Consider the following 26,950-nt stretch of genomic DNA (forward strand, 5'->3'; position numbering starts at 1 on the left):
CGTTAGAGTGGGGGTATGCAACACACGACGCTCTTCCCCCGTTTTCAGCAGTTTCCGGCTTTGGCCGCTGAAACGGCTGTGTCTTCTCCCTCTCTGGCTGCTGCCGGGTTGCCCCGGTGGGACTTGTCTGCGCTGTATGTCAGTATGGACGACCCTGCCCTAACGCGGGATTTGGCCGAGGCTGAAAAAAATGCCAAAGCCTTTGCCGCGCGCTATCAGGGTAAGCTTGCCGGGCTCTCTGGTGCGGCCCTTGCGGCTGCGATTGCCGATAACGAGGCGATAGACGAAATATTGGGTAAGGCAGGGTCTTATACCTCTTTGTTGTTTGCCGCCAATTCGTCTGACCCGGCTATTAGCCGGTTTAGCCAGTCTATTAACGAGCGCCTGACCGATATTTCTGGCGATCTGTTGTTTTTTACACTCGAGATTAACCGCATTGATGATGCGGCTCTGGACGAAAAACTTAAAGACCCGGCATTAGCGCATTGGGCACCATTTTTGCGTGATACGCGGCTTTTCCGCCCGCATCAGCTTTCTGATGATGTTGAAAAAGTGCTGCTGGAAAAATCAGTTACCGGTGCGCAGTCTTGGTGCCGGTTGTTTGATGAGACCATTGCCGCCCTGCGCGTAACCCTAGACGGGCAGAGCGTTACAGTCGGTGAAGCCCTTAACCGCTTGTCTGATACAGACCGCAGCGTGCGTGAGCGGGCAGGCAAAGCTGTTGGGGCTGTGTTTGCAGATAATATTCGCCTTTTTGCGCTTATTACCAACACTTTAGCCAAAGATAAGGCCGTAACTGATGGCCTGCGGCATTTTGCACGGCCTACCTCGTCTCGCAATTTGTCTAACATGGTTGAAGATGAAGTGGTGGATGCGCTGGTTTCTGCCGTGCGGGCAGACTACCCCCGTCTTGCCCACAGGTATTACAGCCTAAAAGCGCAATGGATGGGGCTGGACAAGCTGGAGCATTGGGACAGAAACGCCCCGCTACCCGGCACAGAAGATCGTAAAATTCCGTGGGATGAAGCCAAGCAAATTGTACAAAAGGCTTACACAGACTTTGACCCCCGCATGGGCAAGGTCATTAACACCTTTCTGACCAACCCATGGATAGATGTGCCACCGGCCCCCGGTAAATCTCCTGGTGCGTTTGCGCACCCCACGGTGCCATCTGCCCACCCCTTTATTTTGCTGAACTACCATGGCCGCACCCGTGATGTGATGACACTGGCGCATGAGTTGGGCCATGGGGTGCACCAGGTATTGGCTGCCAAGCAAGGGTATTTTCTGTCTAACACGCCCCTAACTTTGGCTGAGACAGCCAGCGTGTTTGGCGAGATGCTTACCTTCCAGTCTTTGTTAGATGCAGAGCAAGACCCGGCGCGTAAACGCACTTTGCTGGCTGGCAAGGTTGAGGATATGCTCAACACTGTTGTGCGCCAGATTGCGTTTTACGAGTTTGAAACCCGCGTGCATGACGCCCGCAAACAAGGCGAACTGCTACCAGAGCAGATTGGTGCAATCTGGCAGCAGGTACAAACTGAAAGCCTTGGCCCAGCATTTAACTTTACGCCCGACTATGACGTGTTTTGGGCGTATATTCCCCATTTCATTCATTCACCGTTCTATGTTTACGCCTATGCCTTTGGCGATTGCTTGGTAAACGCTCTGTATGGGGTTTACAGCGATGGTGCGCCGGGCTTTGCTGACAAGTATATTGCTATGCTGGAAGCAGGTGGCACCTTGCGACACAAAGAGCTTTTAGCCCCCTTTGGGCTAGATGCGTCTGACCCGCAGTTTTGGCGTAAAGGGCTGGATGTTATTTCTGGCTTTATTGACCAGTTGGAGCAGGTCTAACCATGGCCGAGCGCGATCTTGATAACACAGGTATGCTGGGTGAGTTGCGCCGTATGGTGCAGACCACCGGCACAGTTGGCGGTATTGCGGCCCGTTTTGCAGGGCACAAAATGGGCTTGCGCACAACAGGTAGCACTTACGCAGAAGACCTGAAGGGCGTTTTAGGGGGGCTGAAAGGCCCGCTTATGAAAGCCGCCCAGCTTTTGGCGACCATTCCCGGTGCGTTGCCTGATGAATACGCCAAAGAGCTAGCCGAACTCCAGTCTAACGCGCCACCCATGGGTTGGAATTTTGTGCGCAGGCGCATGACGGCAGAACTCGGGCCGGGGTGGGAGAAAAATTTTCGCTCTTTCGGGCGCGAGGCCTCTGCTGCGGCAAGCCTTGGGCAGGTGCACCAAGCCATTTTGAATGATGGCCGCCGGGTTGCGTGTAAGCTGCAATATCCAGACATGAAAGCTGCCGTTGAGTCTGACCTGCGGCAGTTCCGTATGGCTATTGGGGTTTACCACAAGCTTGATAACGCCATACGCCAAGATGATGTGGTGGAAGAGTTAACCGAGCGCCTGCATGAAGAGCTGGATTACACGCGCGAGGCCGCCAATATGCGGCTCTACAAAACCATTTTGGAAGAATGCCCCGAAATTACGGTGCCCGAACCCATAGATGCGTTATCAACCCGGCGTTTGCTCACGATGGAATGGGTAACAGGCCGTGGTCTGAACGCTGCCATTGAAGCAGGGTTAAGCGAAGAGCAGAAAAAACGCATAGCCCGCAGCCTGTTTAGGGCGTGGTATTTGCCACTATACCGCTATGGCGTTGTGCACGGTGACCCCCATATGGGTAACTTTACCCTGCGTGATGATTACGGCCTTAATTTGCTCGACTTTGGGGCTATTCGTATCTTCAAGCCGTCTTTCATTAAAGGGAATATTGACCTTTACCGGGCGTTGGAAACCAAAGACAAAGACCTAGCCACCCAAGCCTATGCAGCATGGGGCTTTACCAACCTAACCTCTGAAAAAGTGGATGTGTTGAACGAGTGGGCAGGCTTCTTGTTTGAGCCGCTGATGGATAATCGTGAGCGCTATATTCAAGACAGTGAAAACCCCGGCCACGGGCGCGAGGTGCTAAGCAAGGTGCATGACGGCTTGCAGCGCACTGGGGGGGTACGCCTACCGCGTGAATTTGTGCTGGTAGACCGCTCAGCCGTAGGGCTTGGCTCGGTCTTTATGCGGCTCAAGGTTAAAATGAACTGGTATGAGCTGTTTCAGGAAATTGTGGGTGAGTTTGATGAGCAGGCTTTGGCCGACCGTCAGGCTGCGGCTATTCAGGCAGCCCGTTTTCCTGAACCACCAGTGATTTAACGCCGAATAAAGTACCCTAGCGTGTGGTGAATGGCCCCCACAGTTTTGCTGTGGGGGTTATTTTATTTAGTAGGCCTGAAAATTGGGTTGCTTCAGGTGGGCTTGGTTATATTCCAACTGCTCTTTGGTAAGCTGGAAGCCCACTTCAAAGCGGTAATCAGATTCGATATTTTTGGGCACAATCGGCAGGTCAACGGTAATGACGTGCGTGTCTGTGGTGAAGCTGGACAGGTTGGCCGGGAACTGGAACGTGTGGTGGAAGATGTGTTTATTAACAATCTTGTCACCATGTAGCACGGCGACAAACCATGGCAGGGTTATGGTGCCATCGTGTGCGGCCATGCCACGGGTTACAACCATGCGCAAAGCGATTCGGGTTTTCAGGTCTTTTGTGCCACCGGCTAGGCAATCGCCCTGAAGTTTAAGAATGCTGGCCCGTGTGACCAAATGCGGGAATGTGGTCGCTTTACCATCGTACTGGTAGTAGTCAGCCGCTTCTGGCGGAATATGCGTAAGCGGGCAGCTTGGCGCAAAGGCGAGAGAGGCATCTTCTTCCTCGCTGCAGCCAGCAAGCGGTGTTAGCAGCCCTAATGCTGCAAGACCATACAGCGCAAAGCGCGGCAAAAAGCGGTGCGGGCGGGTCAGGTCAAGCGACATATGCGAATCCGGGTTTGTGGTTTAAAAGGTTGAAACGGGCCAAAACAAAACCATACTCATGGGCATAACAGGTCTTTGCGGGGCATCAATACCTTAAAACGGCTTGCATCAACCCCGCGCTTTGCGTAGGCCATGCGCACGGTTACCCTACCTTCTCCGGGTTTCGGGCACAGCCTCTTTTTAATATGCTACGTCATATCTCGTTTCTTCTCTACCGTTTGCCGCAAGTTTGGGGAACAACATGCCCGATCAAACTCAGACCGTTGCTCCAGCCGATACCAATACGGCAGTGCACGATAATACCTTAAAAGTTCTTCTGGCAGGCCCGCGTGGCTTTTGTGCTGGTGTTGACCGCGCCATTCGGGTGGTTGAAGAAGCCATCCGCCGGTATGGCGCGCCTGTGTATGTGCGCCATGAAATTGTGCACAACCGCACCGTGGTAGAAGAGCTGGAAGCCCAAGGCGCCATTTTTGTGGAAGAACTCGACGAAGTGCCACCAGATGGCCACGTTGTGTTTTCTGCCCATGGTGTGCCCAAAACCGTGCCAGCCGAGGCTGAGCGCCGCAACCTTTTGTACCTAGATGCCACATGCCCGCTTGTGTCTAAGGTGCACCGTGAGGCTGAGCGCCATTTTGCTGGCGGTGGCCCCGACAGCCGCCATATTCTGATGATTGGCCACGCAGGCCACCCAGAAGTGGTGGGGACAATGGGCCAACTACCCGTTGGTGCCGTAACCCTGATTAACGATGCCGATGAAGCCCGCAGCGTACAGCCAGCAGACCCGGCACGCTTGGCCTTTATTACCCAGACCACCCTTTCTGTTGATGATACGGCAGAAATTGTGGACATTCTGCGCGAGCGTTTCCCGCTGATTGAAGGGCCAAAGCGCGAAGATATTTGCTACGCGACCACCAACCGGCAGGAAGCCGTTAAAGCCATTGCCCCAGAATGTGATCTGGTGATTGTTATTGGCTCACCTAACTCTTCTAACTCGCAACGCCTGCGGGAAGTGGCCGAGCGCTCTGGCGCACGCCGCGCCCTGCTGGTGCCCCGCCTTAACGCGCTAGACTGGTCTGTGCTGGACGGTGTGAAAACACTGGGCATTACAGCTGGTGCCTCTGCCCCAGAAGCGCTGGTGCAGGAAATGGTAACCGAACTGGCTAAGCGTTATACGCTGTGCATAGACGAACGCACGGTGAAGGAAGAGAACGTGACCTTCCGCCTGCCTGCGCCACTCGGCTAAGGTTTGCTGCTTCATGGCCGTTTATACGGATGTAAGTGATGAGGCACTGGCGACCTTTTTGGCAGGCTATGCCATTGGGGAGTTGGTTGCCTTTCGCGGCATTGCCGAAGGGGTAGAAAACAGCAACTTTCAACTGCGCACCACACAGGGAGATTTTATTCTCACCCTGTATGAAAAGCGGGTGAATGTGCGCGAGCTGCCGTGGTTTTTGGGCTTGATGCAGCACGTGGCAGGGCAGGGCGTATCTTGCCCCCAGCCTGTGGCTGACAAAGCTGGTGTGTTGCTTAACACTCTAGCAGGTAGGCCCGCTGCCATTACAACCTTTTTGCCCGGCGTATGGCCCCGCCGCATAAGGCTGGCCCATTGCCGCCCCTTGGGGCAGGCTTTGGCACGGTTGCATGCCGCAGGGCAAAGCTACGCGCCTGTACGCCCCAATAGTTTGGGGCCAGAGGCATGGCCGCCTTTATTTGAAAGCTGCCGTGCCGGAGCCAATGCCGTGCTACCGGGGCTGGAAGCCGAGCTAGATGCAGCTTTGGCCCGTATTGTGCCGTTTTGGCCGGGTAACGGGGCAAACCCAGACCTGCCACGTGGGCAAATTCATGCCGATTTGTTTCCCGATAACGTGTTTTTCCTCAAAGACAGCGTATCTGGGCTGATAGACTTCTATTTTGCCTGCACCGACATGCTGGCGTACGACATTGCCATTTGCTTAAATGCGTGGTGCTTTGAAGAAGACGGCTCTTTTAATGTGACCTTTGCCCGGCACCTGTTGCAGGGGTACGAAGACATACGCCCGCTTACCCAGCCCGAGCGAGACGCCTTGCCTGTGCTGGCCCGTGGTGCGGCTATGCGCTTTTTGCTAACCCGCCTGTATGACTGGATTAACACCCCGGCAGATGCGCTGGTAACCCCCAAAGACCCGCTGGATTACCTAAAGCGCCTGCGCTTTCATCTGGCAACGGAGACGCTTGATGGATACGGAGTCTGACCAAAGCTCTGCACCAGAGCAGAGCATCGTTGAAATCTGGACAGATGGCGGCTGCCGCCCTAACCCCGGCCCCGGTGGCTGGGGGGTGTTGCTACGCTTTAAAGGTGTAGAGCGCGAGATGTCTGGCGGGGAGTTGGAGACAACCAACAACCGCATGGAACTAACCGCAGCCGCTGAAGCCCTTGAAAGCCTAAAACGCCCTTGCGTTGTGCACCTGCACACAGACAGCGAGTATGTGCGCAACGGTATTACGCGCTGGCATACAGGCTGGGTGCGCCGTAACTGGCGCAATGCCTCAGGTGACCCGGTAGCCAATATGGATTTATGGCGCAGGTTGTTAGAGGCCAATAAGCGGCATGATGTGTCTTGGTTTTGGGTAAAAGGCCATTCTGGCGTACCAGAAAATGAGCGCGTTGATGAACTGGCAACACAAGGCCGCATTGATATTGAAAACGCGCAAAAGTAAGGGTCTGGTTACTGTAGAAACGGCACTTTAAAAGGCTGTTTTAAAAAATTGCGCGTTGGGTAGGGTTTGCCTTTTTAAGTTTGCGCACACACGGCTTAATTTTGCGCGTGCACGGCCTTTTTGCCCAACTCAGCAGTATTGCGGCCTCTGTTAGGGGCAAAAACAGTGAGCCCAACCCTAAGGGCTCATTTTTAGACGCAGTTGCTGAGTTTGTGGCTGCTTCTAAAAAGGGCTGGGTGTTTGGCTCTTACAAAGGGGCCGCGGCAGGGAGCACGGTTTGCACACTGTAGCCAGCTTTTTGCAGTAGAGCGGGCAAGCCCATGGGGCCGCTCATATGCAGTGCCCCAACCGCTACAAAAACAGATTGCCCGCTTTCATGCAGGTGTTCAATTTTTTCAGCCATAAGTAGGTTGCGGTCATCTAGCATGGCTTTTATCTGCCGTGTCTCGGTTGGGGTGCGTTCACACTGGCACCAGTCGCGGTAGCTATTGAGCTTGGCAAGGTCGCTATTGCCCCACATTGCGGCAAGTTTGGTGAGTTCAGCTTGGCCGGTGCTGCTGTTAAGGTCTTGCAGGGCGCTGTCTATCAGTTCGTCTTCTTCCGCTTGGGTCTTGCCTGTTAGCAGGCTAACCTGTGCCTCGGCTGTTTCTAGCGCAACAAGGGGCTTATGGGCCGCTTTGGCAAATGTCTGCAAAATGGCATCTATGGCGTAGTCTGGGTACAGGCCATCTGCCCGGCCAGAGAGCGGCGGCTTCTATGCTGCCTGGTAGTTTTTGGAGCGCCTGTGCGGGCAGGCACTGCTTTTGTGCTTCAGTGTCTAGTTTTTGCCTGCGGCCAGTTTCAAGCAAATGCTGCAAACGCTCGTTAGAGGCAGGGCGTTGTAAAACGGCAAGCGTTTGCGGGTCTGACAGCACAAGCTCTACGGCCACCATAGTGCTGGCTTTAAAGGCTTGGCGCGTGAGTGGGCCGGGTATTAGCCACTCAAAACGGGCAATATGCATGGTGCCATAAAGCCATGACTCATGCCCGTTTTTACTAATTTTCCATAAAAAGCCGTGGTCTGTCCCGCTTTTTAGAAGCTGCATAATATCTGCCGGGGTAGGAACCCGCGCAGGGGCAGGGCAGGCAGAATGCTGTGCTAACGGGCTGCTCAGTGTAGTTGGAGCAGACATTTCCTGCCCGGCAAAAGCGGGCAGGGGGCTAAAGCCTGCACTGCCAAGATATACGCTACAGGCTGCAATGCAGGCTTTTTGCCACAGCGGCAGGCGTTGAGAACGCATAAGAGAACGAACTTTCATAACACCTCTGTAGCTGCCTACTTTAGCACACGGCCTGCTTGTTTTAACGGTCTGTTAAGCGAAATTCGATACGCCGGTTACGGGCGTAGGCTTCTGGCGTGCTGTGGCTGTCCAGCGGCTGGTAGTCAGAAAAGCCAGTGGCAGCCAAGTGGTGGGGGTCGATCCCTTCAGCAACAAGAAGTTTCACCACGGTAATGGCGCGTGCGCTTGAAAGCTCCCAGTTGCTAGGAAAGGCTGTGTGAATGGGCTGGCGGTCTGCGTGGCCATCAACACGCACAATCCATGGCATGTCTTTGGGAATATGGGCTGCAACAGTTTTAAGGGTATGGGCCAGTGCTATAATTTCCTTTCGCCCTTCGGCAGAAAGGTCTGCACTGCCGGTTGGAAACAGCACCTCGCTTTGGAAGACAAAGCGGTCGCCTACAATGTTCACGCCTTTCTGGTTGTGCAACAGGTCACGCAGGCGGCCAAAAAACTCTGAGCGGTAGCGGCTTAGCTCGTTTACTTTGTCCAGCAGAGCGGCGTTAAGCTTGCCAGACAGGTCTCCTATTTTTTCATCGCGGGCCTGTATGTCTTTTTGCGAGGCATCAAGCGCTTGCGCGAGGGCAGAGAGCCTTAGGTTGAGGTCTGTTAGAGTGTCATCAAGTTGGGTGATGCGGGTTTGGTCTGCCACGCTCAGGGCAGAGGCCGCTTGTGTTGCCTGGGCTGCGGCCTGTGTCTGAGTGGCAAGGTCTGCCATGTCTTGCTGGTGCTGGCTTTGCAGGGTGCTCACTTGCCCTTCTAGGTCGTGGCTGTGGGCGTGCTCCATATCGAGCATGCGGGCGAGTTCTGCGGCTTGGCCCTGCACTTTTTCCAGCACATGCTCGCGGCGGCTGAGAGCGGCTGAAAGAAGTGTTTGGCCCATAACAAACACCAACAGCACAAAAATAACCACCATAAGCAGGGTGGAAAGGGCATCAACATAGCCGGGCCATGCATCTAGCCCGGCATGGAGTTTTTTACGGCGGCGGGCCATGCTCAAACACCTTTAGCTGGAGGTGTAGTGTTTGCATCTGCTGTGGCGGCAATGGTGCGGGCGAGTACGCGTAGGTCGTTGCGTAGCTCAGCACTCATGCGGTTACGGCCTTCTTCGTTGCTTTGCACGAGTGTGTGCAACAGGCGCTCAATATTTTGCAGGCTCTCGGTCTGGGTGGAGGCATTTTCCAGACGTTCGGAGAGTTTGCTGAGGATATGGCTTTCCTTCTCGCGCCGTGCCTCGCTGGTGCGTACCAGATTTTGCAGCGATTCAAGGTTTTCTGCCGTTTGTTCCAGCAACGCTTCAATATAAGCCGGAACAGGTGCTCCGGCTTCTGCCACCGGGCTGGAGGCAGAGGCTGCCGCCCCAAAACGGGTTTGCTCGGCCAGCCATTCTTCTAATTCGTTAAAAAAGCGGTTTTGGGCTTGGCCCGCAGTGAGGTCGAGAAAACCCAGCACCAATGCGCTGGCCAAACCAAACAAAGAGCCAGAGAAAGCGGTGCTCATACCATGCAGGGGTTTTGCCAGCCCGGTTTTGAGCTGGTTGAACATGGCGTCTAGGTCTCCGCTGCCAACAGACATGCTGCCAATAACATCAGCAATGGCGGCAACGGTCAGCAACAAGCCATAGAACGTACCCAACAGGCCCAGAAAAATAAGCAGCCCGGTCATGTAACGCGACACCTCGCGCCCTTCATCGAGCCTGCCAGATACGGAGTCGAGCACGGCTTGCAGGGCGGGGGTAGATAGGGCAACGGGTTGGCCGCGATGGTCTGGGCGGGAGCCGAGCGCCGTGGCAAGCGGCACCAGTAGTTTAGGGGCCTGCTGGCCAACTAGCCCAGCACGAGACTGGCGTAAATTTTCAACCCAGCGCACTTCTGGCAGTAGGCGGCGTACCATGGCCATGTTCCAGACCACGCCTACGGCTAAAATGCCGAGTATGAGCCCATCAAGCAGGGGGTTGCTTAAAAACGCATCGCGCAGGGGCCGCCATAAGGTTGCTGCAACGGCAGCCACACAAACAAGAAACCCGAGCATTCTAAAAAGGTACTGTGTTGGGCGGGTCATGCGCATGCTTTCTGCTAGGAGTGGGTGTGTGTCAGGGCGTTTTTTCGTCAGATTGGTACAGGTCTATGTGGTCTTGCGTGCCAGATGTGGCAGCACTGCCTTGGGGTACCCCAATAACCCGCAGGTAAATGCGGGTGGAGGGAATGCCTGCGTTCATCAGTACGCTGCGGGCAGCCAAGCCACGGGCAAGGGCCATGCGGCGCGGCAGGGACGGGTCGTCTGCCACACTGGAGCTATAGGCATCTATTAAGGCGCGGGCTTGGGGTTTGTCTGCCAAGCGTTGGCCAAAAGAGAGAATGGCCTGATGTGTGGTGGGGTTAAGATCGGCTGAGCCTGCGGCAAAAGTGAGGCGCAAACCCGTAGGAATATCTGAAACCACCCCAACCGCCTTAAGGTTAACCGCAGGTTGTGGCGGCACGGGAAAGGGGTGCAGCTCTACATTGGGCGTAGGGTCTGGAATAACAGGGGGCGGTGGTGGCGCTGCCGGAATGGTTGGCAACGGTGCCGGGCGCCCCGGCGGTGGTGTGGTGGTGTGTGTGGTAGCGGCTGGTTGCGCAGTGCTGGCTGTAGCAGTGTTTGGCGCGGGGGCTGGTGCTGTAGCCTGCGCTTGTGGTGCTGCTTTGGCGGGCGTTTGGGCCGCCTGTGGTGCGGCCGTGGGTGCCGGAGTTTTTTGCGCAGAGTGGTGTGCAGGCTGTGCCTTAGGGGCCGTTTGGGTGCTGGTAGGCACCGGGCGGCTGGCTGTAAGGGCGGGCACGCGCTGCGCTTGAGACTTGGGCGGCAACGCCGGTGCCTCTAGCGTATCAAGCGCTTGAGAGTTTGTGACAATCTGGGCGTGTGCAGCGGTTGCTGGCAACAGGCTGAGGGCGCACAACGCGGTGAGTTTGCGCATGTAGGAATGGGTGCTCTGCATCAGGAGTGAGACTAAACCAGAAAATGGGTGGTTTGGAATAAGCCAGAGCACTTTCTGTGCCGCAGGCGGCAAATATATGACATTAAGCTGAAAATTGTTCGGCTATGATCCGTTCAGACAGGGTCTGGCCGGGGTCAAACAGAACTGTCACGTGGCGGGTTCTGTCTTCTTTGATATCGACAGACACAACATCTCGAATTTCGAGAGAGTCGGCCACGGCGGCTACGGGGCGTTTTTCGTGCTCCAATATGGTAAAGCGTACATGCGCGGTAGAAGGCAGCAAAGCCCCCCGCCAACGCCGGGGCCTAAAAGGGCAAATGGGGGTAAGGGGCAACAGGTTGCCAGAGAGCGGTACAATAGGCCCGTGGGCAGAGAGGTTGTAAGCGGTAGACCCTGCCGGGGTAGACACCAAAGCGCCATCACAGACCAATTCTGGCATACGCACCATGCCATCAACATCTACGCGTAATTTTGCAGCCTGCCGCGTTTGGCGGAATAAAAAGACGTCATTGAGCGCAAGCGCATGAAAAACCTCGCCCGAGGTGGCGACAGCTTTCATACGCAAAGGGTGGAGTTCTGCCGCTTGTGTGGTGGCCAGCCGGGCTGGCAGGTCATCTTCCAGCATGGGGTTCATGAGAAAACCCACAGAGCCACAATTCATGCCGTAAACCGGGGTATCAAGCTCCATTTCTAGCACGACGCGCAGGGTTTCGAGCATAAAGCCATCGCCGCCCAAGCACACAATAATATCGGCCTCACCGGGGTGTACGTTGCCGTATCTGTGCGCTAGGCGGTCAAATTCGTGGCGTGCGCCCTCCGTTGGGGCGGCCATAAAGGCAATGCGTTGGGGGCATACGCGTGCTGGGTGTGCGGGGGGCTGGGCTGGCAGGGCGTTCATGGCGTGTGCCTTTGGGTGTGCAAAGGGGCGGAGCAAAAAGGCGGCACGGGTAAGCCTTTATTCTGCGACAGAAGAGGTCTGGTTTTCTGTTTGATACGGCGTGTTCATGGTAGCGGCAAGCGCATCCCACTGGGCTTGGGCTATGGTTTGCGCAAAATTGGCGGCTAGGTGCGTGCCGAGCAGTTCATCATACACGGCTAAAGTTGCCTGCTGCATGGCCTGTGTTGTGTAGTGGGTAAGCACATCGGCCCGCGCGGCCTCACCCATTGCGTGCCGCCCATGTGGGGGGGCTTGCAGCACGGCCAAAAGGGCATCGGCCAAAGCTGTGGGGTCTGCTGGCGGAATACTCAGGCCGGTTAGGCCGTGTTGCACGGTTTCTAGCGCGGCCCCGTGGGCACTTACTATAACCGGGCGACACATGGCTTGGGCTTCTACCACTACGCGGCCAAATGGTTCTGGCCGGAGGGAGGGAATAACCACAACCGTTGCCAGGCTAAAGGCTGCGGGCATGTCTTGGCAGTGCCCGGCAAAATGTACCCACTCTGACAGGCCGAGTGTCTGTGCCTGTGCCAGCAACTTAGCCCCATACTGGCTTTTTGGGGGGCAGGAGCCAACAAAAACGCAGCGCCAGTGTAGGGTGGGGGCCTGTTGCCGGAGGTGGGCTAGGGCGTCTAGCAGGCAGCGCTGGCCTTTCCATTCGCTTAAGCGGCCGGGTAGCAAAATAATAGGGGTGTCTGGCGGCAAGTGCCATTGCTCGCTTAGTTTATGCACCCGTTGGCCGCTTACGGCCTCGGGGTTAAAAAGCTGTGTGTCGGCCCCGCGCGGGATAATACGCAGGCGTGCGGGGGGTACTGCGTATTCGGTGCTTAGGCGCTCGGCAATGTAGCGGCTTATGGCAATAACGCGGTCTCCGGCGGCCAGTACGGCGTTGTAATACCGTTTGCCCGGAAAGTTGGCTTTATGCACACCATGCCATGTAGTGACAAAAGGTGTTTGCGTGCGGCGGCAGGCCAGTTTAGCGCACCATGCTGGCGCCCGTGAGCGGGCATGCACAAGGTCTACCCCATGTGTTGCCATAATATCTGCCAGTTTACGGGCATTGCGGCGTATGGTGAGTGGGTTTTTGCTGCCACACTCGGGTAGCGTAATGTGGGTAGCACCTTTGCGCTCAAGCGCATGCACAAGCCGCCCACCTGCGCTAACAACAAGGGCTTTTGCCCCGGCTTGCACCAGAGCCTCTGCCATTTCTAGCGTGCCACGCTCTATACCGCCCTGTTCAAGAGCAGGTAAGATTTGCAAGATAGTGGGTGAACGCGGCACAATGCTCATATTCGGCTGTTAGCATGCTTTTTATGCGGCAGACCACAGTCTATCCTATTGAGGCGCCATGACCTTGCACCTTGACTATCAGTACGGGTGGTTTCCCCTAAGTGGCATGACGCACCCTGTTGTTTCTTTTGTGCGGGGGTCTGCTTTGTGCATGCCGTTATGGTTGGGGCTTTCTCTCTCCCAACCTGTGCGGGCTTACGCACTGCCGCAGGGGGGCAAGCCTGTGCGTATGGCCCATGCCCACGGGCGGGGTAATGCGCCAGAGGCCAAAGTGCCCGCCCCTGTATGGTCGGAGCAAGCCTGTAACGCCATGGTAGGAGAAGACCCCTTTGGTGCGCGTGACTACGCCCAAGACTGGCTAAAGCATGACGGTGGCCGTGCGGCCCAGCATTGCCTTGCCTTAGCCCAGATTGAACTGGGAGATGAGCAAACAGCCGCCCAAACCTTAGATGATCTGGCCCGCAAAGAACCCTTTACCGGCCCGCTTAGCTCTGCCAGCCAACGCGTGGTTATTGCCGTAGAAGCCGCACAGGCATGGCTTGCAGCCAGCCTGCCCACAAATGCGGTGAGCATTGCCCAGTATGGCTTGTCTATTCGGCCCGGTGATGAAGGGCTTACCCTTGTTAAAGCCCGTGCCGAATTGGCTTTGAATGACCCCGCCAGCGTGCTGAAAGATGTAGGCGCACTTGTGGCGCAAACCCCCAATGTGGGGGTAGATGCTTACGTGCTCCTAGCTTCGGCTGAGCGACGGTTAGGCCAATTGCAACAAGCCAGTGTGCATGTGGCCAAAGCACTCGATAGAGCGCCTGAAAACCCCGAAGCCCTGTTGGAACGTGGCATTATTCGTGGCCAACGTGGTGATTCGGCTGGCGCGCGGGAAGACTGGCAACATGTGTTAGACCTAGCGCCAGACACCCACGCAGCAGACATGGCCCGCCAAGACCTAGCCGTACAGGCGGCAGACCCCGATGTGCCATGAGCACTGGAACAGATAACCCGTGAGCCAACACAGTTTGCCGCCTGCACAAAACGCAACAGTGCGTAAAATACTGGTTATTCGGTTAGGGGCATTGGGCGACTTTGTGCAAAGCTTTGGCCCGTTTGAGGCAATACGCAAAGCGCACCCAGCGGCACAAATTACGCTATTAACAACGTCGCCGTTTGTAGGTTTGGCAAGCGCATCTGGCTGGTTTGACCGGGTGGAGTGTGACAGCCGCCCACGGTGGCACAACATAAAAGGTATGTTGGCCCTACGGCGGCAGTTGCGTGGCTATGACCGCGTATATGACCTGCAAACCTCAAGCCGGACAGCGCGCTATTACCGTTTGGCGGGCAAGCCGGAATGGTCTGGCCATGCTGTGGGGGCTGCCTTGCGGCATACCAACCCTTGGCGCAATGCCATGCATACGCTGCCGCGCCAGCGTGACCAGTTGCATAAAGCTGGCATAGCAGAGGTGCCCCTGCCCAACGTGGCATGGCTTGAAAACCACGGGCCAAAGCTGGGTTTTGCGTACGCGGTATTAGTGCCCGGTGCGGCCCCCCATAGGCCAGCAAAACGGTGGCCCGCACGCTTTTATGGGGTGTTGGCGCAAATGTTGGTAGCACAAGGCTTAACCCCGCTTGTTGTGGGCACTGCGGCAGATACGCCCTTGGCCGCAGAAATTTGCCAGATATGCCCCCAAACCCACGATTATACTGGGGCCACAAACCTGCTTGAGCTGGCAGGGCTTGTAGCACGTGCCAGTGTGGCAATAGGCAACGATACCGGCCCCATGCATTTGGCGGCCCAGATGGGGTGCCGGTGTATTGTGCTCTTTTCTGCTGAGAGTAACCCGGCCCTAACCGCCCCATTAGGGCGCAAGCCGGGGCAGGTGAGTGTAATTTCTGTGCCCGATCTGGCTTTACTTGCGCCGCAGAGGGTTGCAGCGGCGCTCTAGTAGCGCCATTAACTGTTTTCCTAAAATTTTCTTTTTCTGGAGTTTCTTCCATGCCCGCAATTACCTTGCCTGACGGATCCGTTCGTAGTTTTGACGGGCCGGTAACGGGCACGGCTCTTGCGCAGTCTATTGGGCCGGGTTTGGCCAAGGCAGCGCTTGCCATGGAAGTAGACGGCAAGCAGCGCGATATTAGTTACGCTATTGCCGATGATGCGGCTGTGCGCTTCATTACCCGCAAAGACCCCGAAGCACTGGAAATGATCCGGCATGATGCCGCCCATGTGCTGGCTGAGGCTGTGCAGTCTCTTTTTCCGGGCACACAGGTTACTATTGGCCCGTCTATTGAAAACGGTTTCTATTACGACTTTTACCGCAACCAGCCTTTTACCCCAGAAGACTTTGACGCCATTGAAAAGCGTATGAAGGACATTGTGGCCAAGGCTGAGCCGTTTGTGCGTGAAGCATGGCCGCGGGATAAAGCAATTGCCTTTTTTGAAGAACGCGGTGAGCGCTTTAAGGCAGAACTGATCCGTGATTTGCCGGGTGATGAAGAAATTTCCATCTACCGCCAAGGCGAATGGCTTGACCTGTGTCGTGGCCCGCACCTGCGTACCACTAAAGATGTTGGGACAGCCTTTAAGCTGATGAAGGTTGCCGGAGCTTACTGGCGTGGTGACCATCGCAACCCCATGCTCACCCGTATTTACGGCACCGCATGGCGCGACCAAAAAGAGCTGGATGCCCATTTGCACCAGCTTGAAGAAGCAGAGCGCCGTGACCACCGCCGTATTGGTAGGGAAATGGACTTGTTCCATTTTCAAGAAGAAGCCGTGGGCCAGATTTTCTGGCACCATAAAGGCTGGCGTTTATACACAGCATTGCAAGACTATATGCGCCGTGCCCAAACCCGCCACGGTTACCAAGAAGTACGCACCCCCCAACTGGTAGACCGCGGTTTGTGGGAAGCGTCTGGCCACTGGGACAAGTACCGCCACCACATGTTTGTGGCGACCATTGAAGACGAAGATAAAACACTCGCCCTCAAGCCCATGAACTGCCCCTGCCATGTGCAGATTTTCCGCCATGGTTTGCGCTCTTACCGTGAACTACCCCTGCGTATGGCAGAATTTGGGGCGTGCCATCGGTATGAGCCTTCAGGTGCGCTGCATGGCCTTATGCGTGTGCGGGGCTTTACGCAGGATGACGCGCATATTTTCTGCACAGAAGACCAAATTGCAGACGAAACCGTGCAGTTTGTGCGCATGCTGCACGAGGTTTACCAAGACCTTGGCTTTGAGCATGTACGCGTAAAATTTGCAGACCGGCCAGAACAGCGCGCTGGTAGCGATGTTGTGTGGGATAAAGCCGAAAACGCTTTGAAAGAAGCGTGCGAAGTGGCTGGCGTTACTTATGAGCATAACCCCGGTGAAGGGGCTTTCTATGGCCCTAAACTTGAGTTTGTGCTGCGTGATGCTATTGGCCGTGACTGGCAGTGCGGCACCTTGCAGGTTGACCTTGTGCTGCCTGAACGACTCGATGCCAGTTATGTGGGTGAAGATTCAGCCCGCCACCGCCCGGTTATGCTGCACCGTGCTATTTTGGGGTCTTTCGAGCGCTTCCTTGGTATTTTGATTGAGCAGCACGCAGGGCGCTTTCCGCTTTGGTTGGCCCCGGTACAAGTTGTTGTGGCCTCTATCGTGAGTGACGCTGGCCCCTATGCAGAAGAAGTGGCCGCTGCGTTGCGTAATGCTGGCTTGGTTGTTGAAGCTGATACACGGGCAGACAAAATTAACGCCAAGATTCGCGAACATAGCTTGGCCCGCGTGCCGGTTATTTTGGTTGTAGGCCGCCGCGAAGCTGAAGAGCGCACAGTTGCCGCCCGTCGTTTGGGCAGCCAAGCACAAGAAATGCTGAGCCTAGATGAGGTGGTGCGCAAACTGGCAGAAGAAGCGACTCCGCCAGACTTGCGTAAAAAGGCGTAAATTTAGTGTGCGTTATAACGAACAGGGCAGAGTTACGCCCTTTTCTGGCCAGACCCGCTTGATAAACGGCCAATAATTGCGCACATAATACACTATAAGGCAGGGCACCTTGGCGGGTGCCGTGTCTCTTTTTGAGATGTACGACAGGAGCCGACCATAGCCAGACCCCCTATTCCCGCGCCGCCCACCCGCGAGGGACCTCGTGTTAACGAAGAAATCCGCGTACCGCAGGTTCGTCTTATTGATGAAAACGGCGAGATGGCGGGCGTATTGACGACCCGTGATGCACTGGCGCGTGCTTACGGCGTTGGGCTTGACCTGCTTGAAATCAGCCCGAATGCAGAGCCGCCCGTTGCTAAAATTCTTGACTACGGCAAGTTCAAGTACGAGCAGCAGAAAAAGCGTAACGAAGCCCGTAAAAAGCAGAAAGTTATCGAAATCAAGGAAGTGAAGGTTCGTCCGAATATCGACGAGCATGACTACCAGGTTAAGATGCGTTCTGTGAAAAGCTTTATCGACGATGGCGATAAGGTAAAGGTAACGCTGCGTTTCCGTGGTCGTGAAATGGCGCATCAGGAACTGGGGATTAAGGTTCTTGAACGAATCCGTGCTGAAATGGACGAACTGGCCAAGGTTGAGCAAATGCCTCGGCTTGAAAACCGTCTGATGATTATGGTGCTTGCACCGCGTTAATCTTGAGGCACAGCCTGTTGTTGCGTTGTTTTTAACACGTAAGCAGGCTTGAGTTTAAAACCCCGTGCAGCGTTGTGCTGCACGGGGTTTTTGTTTGTTATGGCGCTAACAGAACTGTTGCGGTGACAGAGGCATAAACAGTCTGTGTTTCTGCCGTGCTGGAAGGGGCCGGGGCGGCATCCATACTGCTACGCGCCATGGCGGCCATAAAAATGGGCCGAGGGTAGGGTGAGCCAGAGAGCGAAATACGCTCAAAGCGAACAACATGCAGCCCAAGAGTAGCGGCAAGGGTATCAGCCTGTTTTTTTAGGTCTGTTACGGCTGCTTTTTCGGCCTCAAGTTGTAACGCCTTTTGTTTATCGGGAGAGAGAGACCAGTCTAGCCCTTCTAAAATGAGGCCATTTGCCTGTAGCTGGCCGGTAAGGGGCAGCAGGGCCTCCCCATCTGGGGCGGTAAAGGTCAGGTCTTGGCTTGCCGTCCAAACTGCATTTTTGGCTTTGTCGTCGCGCATTTCAGAAACGGAGTAATGTGAAATAGCGTATTTTACGCCGTTAGCCTGTTTGGCTTGCTCGGCAGCTTTGGACACTTGCGTATTAACAGCCTTTTGGGCGGCTGCGGCACTATTGCTACGGCTTTCAGCTCTAAAGCTGGCAGCCAGTTGGTCTGGTGGGGCTTGCACGCTGCCAGATGCCGTAAGCTCTAGCTTGGTGTACGAGGCGGCTTGAGCTGTTTCTGCGGCGTTAGCCTGTATGGTGCCAAAGGCTGTACCAAAACCTAAGCCTAGCAGGCAAGCCAGTGTGGCTGTTTTGCGTGGCGTTAAGGTAAAGCGTGTCATCATGGCGTGTCTGTCCTTTTTACAGCGATCAGAGCGCGGCGCAGCCGCACAATACCTGACCTGACCATACCTTTGCGGCACAAATCTGCCCCATCGTCGCGCATTTGTTGAATAATGGGCGGTAGTGCCGTGTTTTGGTGCGTATCAATAGTTTGTATCAGTGCATTGCAGTATTTGACGCTGTCAGACGTAATGACAACGGTTTTCTTGGGTATGTCACAATGCGGTAAAACACGCCGACTAGCCGCCAAAGGCGGTGTGGGCGGGGGTGTTGCATTGGTTGTGCGTTCCATGACAGCGGACATGCTAATATTCCCCGCAATCAGAGCGATAGCAACAGGCAGAGAATGTCTCATGACTATATACTAAAAAGGAAGCCATGGCTTTTTAAAGGCAAAGTACCAGGAATTATGTTTTGTAAGTCTATTAATAACAGAGAGAATTATTAGTATTAGGTGAAGGTACTTGAAAATTATTCACTTTTTAGTGGTAAAGGGTTTTCTATTGTTACAACAAGGCCGGGGTTGCCCGCTTTAAGGCTGAGTGTACCACCATGGAGTTGCACAATAGCCTGCACTAAAGACAAGCCAAGCCCGGAGCCGGGTGTATGGCGGGCATGTTCAGCCCTAAAAAACCGCTCGGTAGCCCGTTCCATATCCTCTTGGCTCATGCCCGGCCCTTCGTCCTGAATGGTCAGGCGCATTGTTGCATGGCCATTGGTATTGGGGCGTGGTGGCAAGGTCGTAAGCGTAATTGTGATTGTTGCGTGGGGGGGGGAGAACTTGATGGCGTTGTCAAACAGGTTAGCAATGGCCTGTTGGTACATGGCTCTATCACCAAAACAAGGCATGCTTTCAGGGAGTGTGTGTACCAGTTTCAGCCCTTGGTCTTCTATGGCAACTTCGTAAAGCTCAATCACATCACGCAAGGCAATAATGAAGTCGAACGGGGCAAAGGCAGAGCGTCTGGCACCGGCTTCTATCTGGGCAATACGTAAAAGGGCTGCGCAAACATCGGTCAGGTGGTCAAGGTTACGCACTGTTTGGTCAATGGCTGTGCGTAGCTCTTCGGCTGTTTCAGCATTGGCTGAGGCGTCTTCAAGTTGGGTGCGCGCGCGCGTTATGGGGGTGCGCAAGTCGTGCGCTATACTGTTGGAAACCTGCTTGACCCCATCCATTAATCGCGCGGTACGGTCGAGCATTTCGTTAATGGTGTGCGCAACTTCGTCTATTTCTTTATCGCGCCCTTGTACGGGTAGGCGGCGGCTCATGTCGCCTTGGGTAATGGCCTGTGTGGTGCGGCTAATAGAGGCAATGATACGGCGTAGCATTCTGCGTGTTAGCCAGCCCCCTCCGATGGCGAGGAGGGAGACCATAAGAAAGGTCCATAGCAGCATTTCTGTGAGCATGTGCGACAGCAGAGTATGCCCGCTCATGTCGCGGCCAATGAGCAAGCGGTCTCCATCTGGCATGGTAAACGCTTTTACCTTGGCCATATTTTCAAGATCGACGCGTTTGACTGGTACAGAATACCAGACGCCATCTTTACGGATAATTTGCGGCCATTCTAGCAGGTTACCCGCTATCCATTGCCCCTCTGGAGAGACAAGTAAGTAGAGAGCGTTGTCATCTACGTCTTGTTCTAGGCGTTCGTTTAAAAGGCCTACAACCCCGCTATGGCCTTTAATTTTAGCGGTTTGCAGCATGACCTTGGCGTCTGCTGTAATGGAGCGCTCGGTCTGGCGTTCTATTAACCCGACAGTGCCCCACCAGACAAAAGAGAGAAAGAGAAGGGCAGAGCCAATAAATAAGGCCCCATAAGCAAGGGCAAACTGAAGGCCAACCGACCGGAGCCGACCTTTAAGGTGATGAAAAAAAAGGGGCAGGTTCAGCTTCATTCCTGAAGCATATAGCCTGCGTTACGAATGGTATGTACCAAAGGCCTACCAAACGGCTTATCAATTTTTTGCCGCAGGCGAGAGACATGAACGTCAATAACATTTGTCTGGGGGTCGAAGTGGTAGTCCCACACGCCTTCAAGCAGCATGGTGCGGGTAACAACCTGACCAGCATGGCGCATAAGAAATTCTAGCAGCCTGAATTCACGCGGTTGCAGGTCTATGCGCTGGCCTGCGCGTTTAACCCCACGAGACAGCAGATCAATTTCGAGATCACCCACCGTTAGGCGGGTTTGGGGCTGAATTTCGTTACGGTTGCGGCGCACGAGCGCATCAATACGTGCCTGCAATTCGTTAAACGAGAAAGGTTTGCCGATATAATCATCTGCCCCGGCTTTAAGCCCCGCTACTTTCTCATCCACATCCGACAAGGCGGAAAGAAGCAGGACAGGGGTAAGATTACCCTGCCGACGGAGAGTTTCAAGAATATGGAGCCCATCAACCCCGCCGGGCAGCATACGGTCTAGAATAACAATTTCAAACCTTTCGCTGGTTGCAAGGGCAAGCCCGTCTTTGCCGTTATCAACCTGCTCTACCAAGTGGCCTGCTTCTGACAGACCCTTGGCTATAAAGTTTCTGACAGTGTGATCATCTTCAACGAGGAGAATGCGCATTCTTTAAACTCAGTTACGGGTCGGATTACCAAAATATTACGGTGTTCCTACCGAGATGTCACGAGGTAGATTTTATACACGTTCGTCATCTTCTAACGGGGGTGTAAGGCCATCAAAGATGGCCAGCAGCGCCGCAGTAAGCGGAGAAGCAAAAATAAGACCGGGAAAGCCAAGGATTGCGCCAAAGAGAGTTTGTGACAAAATAGTAATGGCGGGTGGCATTTGCACCGCGTGGCGCTGAATAACCGGGCCAAGCACATTGCCTTCAAAAAACTGAATGACGCTGTAGAGAGCCGCCACCATAATGGTCTCACGCGTGCCAAGAGAAAGGGCCAGCAACAAGGCTGGCACGGCCCCCAAAATAGCCCCAATATAGGGAATAAAATTGCACAACCCAGCAAGCACACCCAGCGCCAGTGCAAGCGGTACGCCAATAAACCACAGCCCCACGCCAGACAGCACGCCAACCACCAGCATGTCTAAAGACTGCCCGGCAACCCATGCCCAAAGAGAATGCCCAGCCCGTAGCATTAGGGCGCGTGCCCGTGGGCGTTGGGCTACAGGCACCAGCCGTAAAGCGCCGTTGGCGTAGACAGAGGGCGACATGGCAAAATAAAGCCCAGCAATAAGCACCACCACAATGGTGCCTGCTACACCAAAAGCAGAGCCGACAAGGCCAGTCATGGAGCCTGCAATACGCGAACCAAGGGAGGCTAAGCTGCCACCGCTCCCGCCTTGGTGCCCCCCGAGGGAGGATGGCAGATAGTTGAGAATCATCTGCCCTGTTTCGCTGCCTTCCAGCATACTGCGCACATAGGCTTCTTGCTGGCGCAAAGCATCTTGCAGGCGGGAGACCTCGTTCACTATGGCCGGGCCGCTGCCCCATACCAACAAGACCACAGCAGCAATAAGGCCTAAGGTTACAGCCCCAAGTGCCCAGCCGTAAGGGAGACGCAAATGCTTGACCAAAATGCGTGAAAGCCCATGCAGCACCACGGCAAAAAGGGTGGCGGCAAAAATAACGGTTAACACATCACCCAATAGCCAGACCGTAAGGGCAATAACGGTAAGGGTAATTGTGAGGCGCAAGATGTGGGTAATGCTGCCTAGCCACGCGGTTTCAGAGGTATCTTCCGCCGGAGGGGGGGGCGGTTCGGCGTGGGTAGGGGCTGGCTCGGAGGTCATGCGCGAAATACTCTTGTAACGGGGGAGAGAAAATTGAAACACAAGGCTAAGATACGCCATGTATTGGGTAATGCTGGCAGTTTTGCAGTTATGTAACGAACTGAATACAACGAAGTTTTTAACATAGTTTAAAAAATACACGCAGAGTGGGGCTTATGCCCCCTGTAATGCAGGGGGCAGGCCAGATTAGTTGTCACTCATTTGTGCGTTTTCCAGTTCGGCCTCGGCTTCCAGCCATTGTTCTTCTAGCTCTGCTTGCGCTTTGCCAATGGCGGCTAGGCGGGTGTTTAGGCGTGTTACATCGTCTGCTTTGCCGGTTGTATAAAGGGCGGGGTCTGCCAGTTTGGCTTCTAGTGTGGCGCGCTCGGCGGCCAGTTTGGCCAGTTTGCTTTCGGCATCTTTAATAAGTTTGCGCAAAGGGGCTTGGGCCTTGCGTATTTCGGCCCTGTCGCGTCGGTCGTCCTTACGGCTTTGCTGGGGGGCATCGTCTTGTGGTTTACTGGCCCGGTTGGCAGAGCGGCTTTGCTCAATAAGCCAACTGCGGTACTCGGCCATATCGCCTTCAAAGGGGGTTGCTTTACCCTCTGCCACCAGCCACAGGCGGTCTGCTACCAGCTCAACTAGGTGCGGGTCGTGGCTAATAAGCAGCACGGCGCCTTCAAAACCAGAAAGAGCACGCACCAGCGCATCGCGGGCATCTAGGTCTAGGTGGTTGGTGGGTTCGTCTAAAATGAGCATTTGCGGGGCGTCTCGCGTAGCGAGAGCCAGCAATAGGCGTGCTTTTTCACCACCTGAGAGGTCTTTTACTGGGGTTTCAGCGCGTTCAGCATCTAGCCCAAAACGGGCTAGTTGGGCCCGTACAACCGGGGGGAGGGCTTTTGGTAGAGCGCGGCTCATATGGTCAACCGGGGTATCGTTGAGCACTAACTCTTCAGCCTGATGCTGAGCAAAATAGCCAATTTTTAAGCGTGGGTTACGCTCCATAGTGCCCGCAAGTGGCTCCAACCGACCGGCTATAAGCTTGGCGAGTGTCGATTTACCGTTGCCATTAGCCCCGAGCAGGGCAATCCGGTCTTCCATATCTAACCGGAGCGAGATGTTAGACAGTACGGCCTTGCCGCCATAGCCCACATTAACCCGGTTCATGGTGAGCATGGGGGGCGGCAGTTGCTCTGGCTCAGGAAAAGCAAAGCGGGTGGGTGCGTCTTCTACGACCGATTCGATAACCGGGAGTTTTTCTAGCGCCTTTATGCGGGCCTGCGCCTGCTTGGCTTTGGTGGCTTTAGCCCTAAAGCGGTCAACAAAAGACTGCATGTGGGCGCGTTGGGCAGCAATTTTTTCTGCTTGCCGGGCTTGCTGCAAAGCATGCTCGGTACGGATTCGGACAAAATTTTCGTAGCCACCGGGGGTAAGTGTCAGTTTTCCGCGGTCTAGGTGGGCAATGGCATCTACGCAGGAATCGAGCAGGCCACGGTCGTGGCTAACAATAAGTGCAGCCCCAGCGAATCGGGTAAGCCAACTTTCAAGCCAGAGTGTTGCCTCAAGGTCGAGGTGGTTTGTTGGTTCATCAAGCAGCAAAAGGTCTGGCTCAAGAAAGAGCGCGGTTGCCAAAGATACACGCATACGCCACCCGCCCGAAAAGTCCGAAACGGGCCTAAGTTGAGCCTCGGCACTAAAACCAAGCCCGGCCAATACGGTAGCTGCGCGAGAGGGGGCGCTCTCTGCCCCAATAGCCCGCAGGCGCTCATGTATTTCGGCAATACGGGTTGGGTCTGTGGCGGTTTCTGCCTCGGCCATTAGGCTTGTGCGCTCAGTATCGCCTGCTAACACCGTGTCTATTAGCGAGGCGCCATCGGCTGGGGCTTCTTGTTTAACACGGGCCATACGTGCGCGGGCCGAGAGCCGAATATCGCCGCCATCTGGGCTAATATCTCCGGCAATGGCGGCCAGAAGGGTTGATTTGCCAGCCCCGTTACGGCCTACCAGCCCCACTTTGCGCCCCGGCTCTATGGACAGGTCTGCCTGGTCAAGCAGGGTACGGCCTGCAATGCGCAGGGTAAGGTCGGAGATGGTAAGAAGACTCAACGCAATGCTCTCGTTTTGGGTGCAACTGTACTTTGATGTAGGGAAGTACCTACCAGCCCAAGAGAATATGCTCTAGAGGAGCATGCTGAAAGGCGCCGCTTGAGGCGACTGGACTTCGAGAGGAGATTTGACCATGGCAACAGAACGTACACTTTCTATCATTAAGCCCGATGCAACCCGTCGTAACCTGACCGGCAAGATCAACGCTGTATTTGAAGACGCAGGTCTGAAAATTGTTGCGCAAAAACGCGCACAGCTGACACCAGCTCAGGCAGGTGCTTTCTATGCAGTGCATAAAGAACGCCCTTTCTACAATGACCTGGTGTCTTTCATGATCTCTGGCCCAGTTGTGCTGCAGGTTCTTGAAGGCGAAAACGCTGTTGCAAAAAACCGCGACGTAATGGGTGCAACCGACCCCAAAAAGGCCGAAGCACACACCATTCGCGCTCAGTTTGCTGAAAGCATTGAAGCAAACTCTGTGCACGGTTCTGACAGTGCAGAAAACGCTGCAAACGAAATTCGCTTTTTCTTTGCAGAAACAGAAATTCTTCCCTGAGAAGAAAACGGCTTATGCTGCGCTTTTGGTCTAACCTGACCTAAGCGCGGTTTAAGGCGGCAAGCAGGCCCAATGGTGTATGGCAAGGGTTAACCTTTGCTGTGCAACATTGGGCCTGTTTTGTTTTGGGTAACAGAGATACTGCAAAGTGGGCGTCATAAAACTGTCATATAACAATTATAAAAAACCTGAGTGCCTGCATAACTGCTTTGCTGCGTAGCCGTACTGCGCAGCAAAATTTGTAGGGGCAAGGTTTTGGAAAGGTTTCGGGCCTATAGCAGCCAAGACTCTTGCGCAGTGCATAGGTGGTGGCAGGCAGAGGGTATGTTCTGCTTAGGCAAGACTTAATAGCGTGCGCCACAAGATTTTTCCGAACACGCCGGTAACGGTACATTGTGCCACTCGCCGGGCTCCATAGGAAGGAACAGCATGAAAGTTCTGGCAGTTCACCCAAGTGCGCTCATGTACACCAAGGTTTTTCTTCGGCTGGAGCCGTTGGGGCTGGAACTGGTTGCGGGGGCTGCCCGTAACGCCGGGCATGATGTACGCCTGATAGACCTACAGGTTGAAACGCATAAAGATTATTGGCAATTATTGCAGGACTTCAAACCCGATGTGGTTTGTTTTTCTGGCAGTTACCTTGCCAATGTGCCCGAAATTATTGACCTGTGCCGTGCCACGCGCGTGCGCTACCCCACTACTTTCCAGTGTATCGGGGGGCACTCGGTTTCTTTTATTGCGCGTGACGTGCTGGCTTTGTCTGAGGGAGCGGTAAACTGCATTCTTAAAGGCGAGGGCGATGCAACCATTGGCCTGCTGCTTGATGCTGTTGAAAAAGGCCAAGATATTTTAGACGTGCCCGGTGTGGTGACAATGGAGGGTGAAGGCCCGCCCCCCATTTTTGTGAAATCTCTTGATGATATACGCCCAGCCCGAGACCTGCTGCGGCATAGAAATAAGTATTTTATTGGTACGCTAGACCCGGCGGCTTCTATTGAGTTCGCGCGGGGTTGCCCGTGGGACTGCACATTTTGCTCTGCCTGGACATTTTATGGCCGTTCTTACCGCACTGCCAGCCCCAAAACCATTGCCGATGAGCTTGAAGAGATTAAAGAACCCGGCATTTTTATTGTTGATGACGTAGCCTTTGTGCATGAAGAGCACGGCATGGCAATTGCCAACGAAATTAAACAGCGCGGCATTAAAAAGGAATATTACTTAGAAACCCGTGCAGATGTTTTGTTGCGTAATAAAGAGGTGTTTAAGGTCTGGAGCGAAATTGGCCTGTCTTACATCTTTATTGGGATGGAAGCGGTTGATGAAGAAGGGCTAAAACAGTTTCGGAAACGTGTGTCGCTCGATAAAAATTTCGAGGCTCTTGAGTATGCGCGGTCTTTGGGGTTGATTGTGGCAATTAACATTATTGCCGACCCTTCTTGGGACAGGGCGCGCTTTGAGGCTGTGCGGCAATGGTGTTTGGAAATACCAGAAATTGTCAATATTTCGGTTACAACGCCTTACCCCGGCACAGAAATTTGGCACAAAGAATCCCGCCGCCTTATTACGCGAGATTACCGCTTGTTTGATATTCAGCACGCCGTGCTGCCTACCAAACTACCTTTGCCAGAATTTTATGAAGAGCTGGTCAAAACCCAGCAGGTGCTTAACACCAAGCATATGGGGTGGGAGGCTTTAAAAGACACGGCAGGCATAGCAGGCCGTTTACTGCTTAAAGGCCAGACCAATTTTGTAAAAATGCTCTGGAAGTTTAATTCGGTCTTTAACCCCAAACTCCAGCTTGAAGACCATATGCGCCGGGCCCGCTACCTTATGCCCATACAGCCGGATGCTGTTGATAAAATTGACCGTAAAGACCTGTACGTACATGGCCCCGGTGGCCGCAAAACCCGTGCACTAGACGAAGATACGGAAAAATTTGTGGACACAACCCGTATGGGGGCTGACGCCTAAGGCACAGGCACAGGCACAGGCACAGGCACAGGCACAGGCACAG

Annotated in this window: 25 protein-coding genes; 11 read left to right on the forward strand and 14 right to left on the reverse strand. The window is 54.6% G+C overall.

From position 1 onward, the window contains the following. Nucleotides 1-15: 15 nt before the first annotated feature. Both Abor_RS11840 and Abor_RS11845 read left to right on the forward strand, forming a co-directional pair. Nucleotides 16-1,857 (forward strand): M3 family oligoendopeptidase, encoded by a 1,842-nt coding sequence (locus Abor_RS11840; RefSeq protein WP_052946437.1) that lies wholly within the window; start codon nt 16-18, stop codon nt 1,855-1,857. A 2-nt stretch (nt 1,858-1,859) separates the two neighbouring features. Next, nucleotides 1,860-3,221, forward strand: a complete 1,362-nt coding sequence (locus tag Abor_RS11845) for an ABC1 kinase family protein (RefSeq protein ID WP_048842106.1) — start codon at nt 1,860-1,862, stop codon at nt 3,219-3,221. Between the two features lie 66 nt (nt 3,222-3,287). Here Abor_RS11845 and Abor_RS11850 read toward each other — a convergent pair whose 3' ends face one another. After that, nucleotides 3,288-3,878 carry a hypothetical protein gene (locus Abor_RS11850; protein WP_048842107.1) on the reverse strand — a complete coding sequence of 197 codons (591 nt, stop codon included), beginning with the start codon at nt 3,876-3,878 and terminating at the stop codon, nt 3,288-3,290. A gap of 241 nt (nt 3,879-4,119) precedes the next feature. On the opposite strand from Abor_RS11850, the gene ispH reads away from it, so the two are divergent. The 3 genes from ispH to rnhA are packed head-to-tail and all read left to right on the forward strand — an operon-like array spanning nt 4,120 to nt 6,575. Continuing rightward, entirely contained in the window at nt 4,120-5,121 is a 1,002-nt protein-coding gene (ispH, locus tag Abor_RS11855) for a 4-hydroxy-3-methylbut-2-enyl diphosphate reductase (RefSeq protein WP_048842108.1), read from the forward strand. 13 nt (nt 5,122-5,134) lie between these two features. Then, nucleotides 5,135-6,109, forward strand: coding sequence for a homoserine kinase (locus Abor_RS11860; RefSeq protein WP_048842109.1), 975 nt, complete (start codon nt 5,135-5,137; stop codon nt 6,107-6,109). Then, nucleotides 6,093-6,575, forward strand: coding sequence for a ribonuclease HI (rnhA, locus tag Abor_RS11865; RefSeq protein WP_048842110.1), 483 nt, complete (start codon nt 6,093-6,095; stop codon nt 6,573-6,575). Before Abor_RS11860 ends, rnhA begins: the two co-directional genes overlap by 17 nt. Nucleotides 6,576-6,822: 247 nt before the next feature. On the opposite strand, the gene Abor_RS13255 is transcribed toward rnhA, so the two are convergent. The 7 genes from Abor_RS13255 to Abor_RS11900 form a co-directional block, all read right to left on the reverse strand. After that, entirely contained in the window at nt 6,823-7,269 is a 447-nt protein-coding gene (locus Abor_RS13255; protein ID WP_048842111.1) for a TraB/GumN family protein, read from the reverse strand. After that, a complete protein-coding gene (locus Abor_RS13260) occupies nt 7,241-7,873 on the reverse strand; it encodes a TraB/GumN family protein (protein WP_048842112.1) in 633 nt (210 codons plus the stop codon). Before Abor_RS13260 ends, Abor_RS13255 begins: the two co-directional genes overlap by 29 nt. Before the next feature lie 43 nt (nt 7,874-7,916). Then, nucleotides 7,917-8,888 (reverse strand): peptidoglycan -binding protein, encoded by a 972-nt coding sequence (locus Abor_RS11880; protein ID WP_048842113.1) that lies wholly within the window; start codon nt 8,886-8,888, stop codon nt 7,917-7,919. Between the two features lie 2 nt (nt 8,889-8,890). Beyond that, nucleotides 8,891-9,955, reverse strand: a complete 1,065-nt coding sequence (locus tag Abor_RS11885; protein WP_048842114.1) for a flagellar motor protein MotA — start codon at nt 9,953-9,955, stop codon at nt 8,891-8,893. 31 nt (nt 9,956-9,986) lie between these two features. Then, the gene (locus Abor_RS11890) at nt 9,987-10,844 is read right to left on the reverse strand and encodes an OmpA family protein (RefSeq protein WP_052946438.1); all 858 of its coding nucleotides are present in this window, start codon (nt 10,842-10,844) and stop codon (nt 9,987-9,989) included. A gap of 103 nt (nt 10,845-10,947) precedes the next feature. Beyond that, on the reverse strand, nt 10,948-11,763 hold the full coding sequence (locus Abor_RS11895; protein WP_048842128.1) for an NAD kinase: 816 nt from the start codon (nt 11,761-11,763) through the stop codon (nt 10,948-10,950). A 57-nt stretch (nt 11,764-11,820) separates the two neighbouring features. After that, a complete protein-coding gene (locus Abor_RS11900) occupies nt 11,821-13,092 on the reverse strand; it encodes a glycosyltransferase family 4 protein (RefSeq protein ID WP_048842116.1) in 1,272 nt (423 codons plus the stop codon). Between the two features lie 58 nt (nt 13,093-13,150). Between Abor_RS11900 and Abor_RS11905 the strand changes: the two genes are divergently transcribed. From Abor_RS11905 to infC, 4 genes are all read left to right on the forward strand, one after another. Then, nucleotides 13,151-14,071 (forward strand): tetratricopeptide repeat protein, encoded by a 921-nt coding sequence (locus Abor_RS11905; protein ID WP_232015044.1) that lies wholly within the window; start codon nt 13,151-13,153, stop codon nt 14,069-14,071. Nucleotides 14,072-14,129: 58 nt separating this feature from the next. Next, nucleotides 14,130-15,029 carry a glycosyltransferase family 9 protein gene (locus Abor_RS11910; RefSeq protein ID WP_048842130.1) on the forward strand — a complete coding sequence of 300 codons (900 nt, stop codon included), beginning with the start codon at nt 14,130-14,132 and terminating at the stop codon, nt 15,027-15,029. 50 nt (nt 15,030-15,079) lie between these two features. Continuing rightward, nucleotides 15,080-17,011: a threonine--tRNA ligase gene (gene thrS / locus Abor_RS11915; RefSeq protein WP_048842117.1), complete on the forward strand. Its 1,932-nt coding sequence runs from the start codon at nt 15,080-15,082 to the stop codon at nt 17,009-17,011. Nucleotides 17,012-17,182: 171 nt separating this feature from the next. Then, nucleotides 17,183-17,704 carry a translation initiation factor IF-3 gene (infC, locus tag Abor_RS11920; protein ID WP_048842118.1) on the forward strand — a complete coding sequence of 174 codons (522 nt, stop codon included), beginning with the start codon at nt 17,183-17,185 and terminating at the stop codon, nt 17,702-17,704. Nucleotides 17,705-17,801: 97 nt separating this feature from the next. On the opposite strand, the gene Abor_RS11925 is transcribed toward infC, so the two are convergent. The 6 genes from Abor_RS11925 to Abor_RS11950 all read right to left on the reverse strand — a co-directional run bounded on the left by Abor_RS11925 (nt 17,802) and on the right by Abor_RS11950 (nt 24,380). Then, complete coding sequence (locus Abor_RS11925) at nt 17,802-18,542, reverse strand: SIMPL domain-containing protein (protein WP_048842119.1); 741 nt, start codon at nt 18,540-18,542, stop codon at nt 17,802-17,804. Beyond that, nucleotides 18,539-18,844, reverse strand: coding sequence for a hypothetical protein (locus Abor_RS11930; RefSeq protein ID WP_126621437.1), 306 nt, complete (start codon nt 18,842-18,844; stop codon nt 18,539-18,541). The genes Abor_RS11925 and Abor_RS11930 overlap by 4 nt, the downstream gene beginning before the upstream one ends. A 167-nt stretch (nt 18,845-19,011) precedes the next feature. Continuing rightward, nucleotides 19,012-20,436, reverse strand: a complete 1,425-nt coding sequence (locus tag Abor_RS11935; RefSeq protein WP_048842120.1) for a sensor histidine kinase — start codon at nt 20,434-20,436, stop codon at nt 19,012-19,014. Further along, nucleotides 20,433-21,110 (reverse strand): response regulator transcription factor, encoded by a 678-nt coding sequence (locus Abor_RS11940; RefSeq protein ID WP_048842121.1) that lies wholly within the window; start codon nt 21,108-21,110, stop codon nt 20,433-20,435. Before Abor_RS11940 ends, Abor_RS11935 begins: the two co-directional genes overlap by 4 nt. A 72-nt stretch (nt 21,111-21,182) precedes the next feature. Beyond that, nucleotides 21,183-22,295: an AI-2E family transporter gene (locus tag Abor_RS11945; RefSeq protein ID WP_084594519.1), complete on the reverse strand. Its 1,113-nt coding sequence runs from the start codon at nt 22,293-22,295 to the stop codon at nt 21,183-21,185. A 186-nt stretch (nt 22,296-22,481) separates the two neighbouring features. Then, on the reverse strand, nt 22,482-24,380 hold the full coding sequence (locus Abor_RS11950) for an ABC-F family ATP-binding cassette domain-containing protein (RefSeq protein ID WP_048842123.1): 1,899 nt from the start codon (nt 24,378-24,380) through the stop codon (nt 22,482-22,484). A 133-nt stretch (nt 24,381-24,513) separates the two neighbouring features. Here Abor_RS11950 and ndk point away from each other — a divergent pair, with 133 nt between their 5' ends. Both ndk and hpnR read left to right on the forward strand, forming a co-directional pair. After that, nucleotides 24,514-24,936 carry a nucleoside-diphosphate kinase gene (gene ndk, locus Abor_RS11955; RefSeq protein WP_048842124.1) on the forward strand — a complete coding sequence of 141 codons (423 nt, stop codon included), beginning with the start codon at nt 24,514-24,516 and terminating at the stop codon, nt 24,934-24,936. A gap of 429 nt (nt 24,937-25,365) precedes the next feature. Then, a complete protein-coding gene (hpnR, locus tag Abor_RS11960) occupies nt 25,366-26,907 on the forward strand; it encodes a hopanoid C-3 methylase HpnR (protein WP_048842125.1) in 1,542 nt (513 codons plus the stop codon). The last annotated feature ends 43 nt before the right edge of the window (nt 26,908-26,950 follow it).

This window comes from Acetobacter orientalis (genome assembly GCF_000963965.1).
GTDB classification, from domain to species: Bacteria; Pseudomonadota; Alphaproteobacteria; order Acetobacterales; family Acetobacteraceae; genus Acetobacter; species Acetobacter orientalis.

Excerpts from the sequence above, each read along its gene's own strand:
- Abor_RS11840 (WP_052946437.1), top strand. The coding sequence starts at position 16 with ATGCAACACACGACGCTCTTCCCCCGTTTTCAGCAGTTTCCGGCTTTG.
- Abor_RS11845 (WP_048842106.1), top strand. The coding sequence starts at position 1,860 with ATGGCCGAGCGCGATCTTGATAACACAGGTATGCTGGGTGAGTTGCGC.
- Abor_RS11850 (WP_048842107.1), bottom strand. The coding sequence starts at position 3,878 with ATGTCGCTTGACCTGACCCGCCCGCACCGCTTTTTGCCGCGCTTTGCG.
- ispH (WP_048842108.1), top strand. The coding sequence starts at position 4,120 with ATGCCCGATCAAACTCAGACCGTTGCTCCAGCCGATACCAATACGGCA.
- Abor_RS11860 (WP_048842109.1), top strand. The coding sequence starts at position 5,135 with ATGGCCGTTTATACGGATGTAAGTGATGAGGCACTGGCGACCTTTTTG.
- rnhA (WP_048842110.1), top strand. The coding sequence starts at position 6,093 with ATGGATACGGAGTCTGACCAAAGCTCTGCACCAGAGCAGAGCATCGTT.
- Abor_RS13260 (WP_048842112.1), bottom strand. The coding sequence starts at position 7,873 with ATGAAAGTTCGTTCTCTTATGCGTTCTCAACGCCTGCCGCTGTGGCAA.
- Abor_RS11880 (WP_048842113.1), bottom strand. The coding sequence starts at position 8,888 with ATGGCCCGCCGCCGTAAAAAACTCCATGCCGGGCTAGATGCATGGCCC.
- Abor_RS11885 (WP_048842114.1), bottom strand. The coding sequence starts at position 9,955 with ATGACCCGCCCAACACAGTACCTTTTTAGAATGCTCGGGTTTCTTGTT.
- Abor_RS11890 (WP_052946438.1), bottom strand. The coding sequence starts at position 10,844 with ATGCGCAAACTCACCGCGTTGTGCGCCCTCAGCCTGTTGCCAGCAACC.
- Abor_RS11895 (WP_048842128.1), bottom strand. The coding sequence starts at position 11,763 with ATGAACGCCCTGCCAGCCCAGCCCCCCGCACACCCAGCACGCGTATGC.
- Abor_RS11900 (WP_048842116.1), bottom strand. The coding sequence starts at position 13,092 with ATGAGCATTGTGCCGCGTTCACCCACTATCTTGCAAATCTTACCTGCT.
- Abor_RS11905 (WP_232015044.1), top strand. The coding sequence starts at position 13,151 with ATGACCTTGCACCTTGACTATCAGTACGGGTGGTTTCCCCTAAGTGGC.
- thrS (WP_048842117.1), top strand. The coding sequence starts at position 15,080 with ATGCCCGCAATTACCTTGCCTGACGGATCCGTTCGTAGTTTTGACGGG.
- Abor_RS11925 (WP_048842119.1), bottom strand. The coding sequence starts at position 18,542 with ATGATGACACGCTTTACCTTAACGCCACGCAAAACAGCCACACTGGCT.
- Abor_RS11930 (WP_126621437.1), bottom strand. The coding sequence starts at position 18,844 with ATGTCCGCTGTCATGGAACGCACAACCAATGCAACACCCCCGCCCACA.
- Abor_RS11935 (WP_048842120.1), bottom strand. The coding sequence starts at position 20,436 with ATGAAGCTGAACCTGCCCCTTTTTTTTCATCACCTTAAAGGTCGGCTC.
- Abor_RS11940 (WP_048842121.1), bottom strand. The coding sequence starts at position 21,110 with ATGCGCATTCTCCTCGTTGAAGATGATCACACTGTCAGAAACTTTATA.
- Abor_RS11945 (WP_084594519.1), bottom strand. The coding sequence starts at position 22,295 with ATGACCTCCGAGCCAGCCCCTACCCACGCCGAACCGCCCCCCCCTCCG.
- ndk (WP_048842124.1), top strand. The coding sequence starts at position 24,514 with ATGGCAACAGAACGTACACTTTCTATCATTAAGCCCGATGCAACCCGT.
- hpnR (WP_048842125.1), top strand. The coding sequence starts at position 25,366 with ATGAAAGTTCTGGCAGTTCACCCAAGTGCGCTCATGTACACCAAGGTT.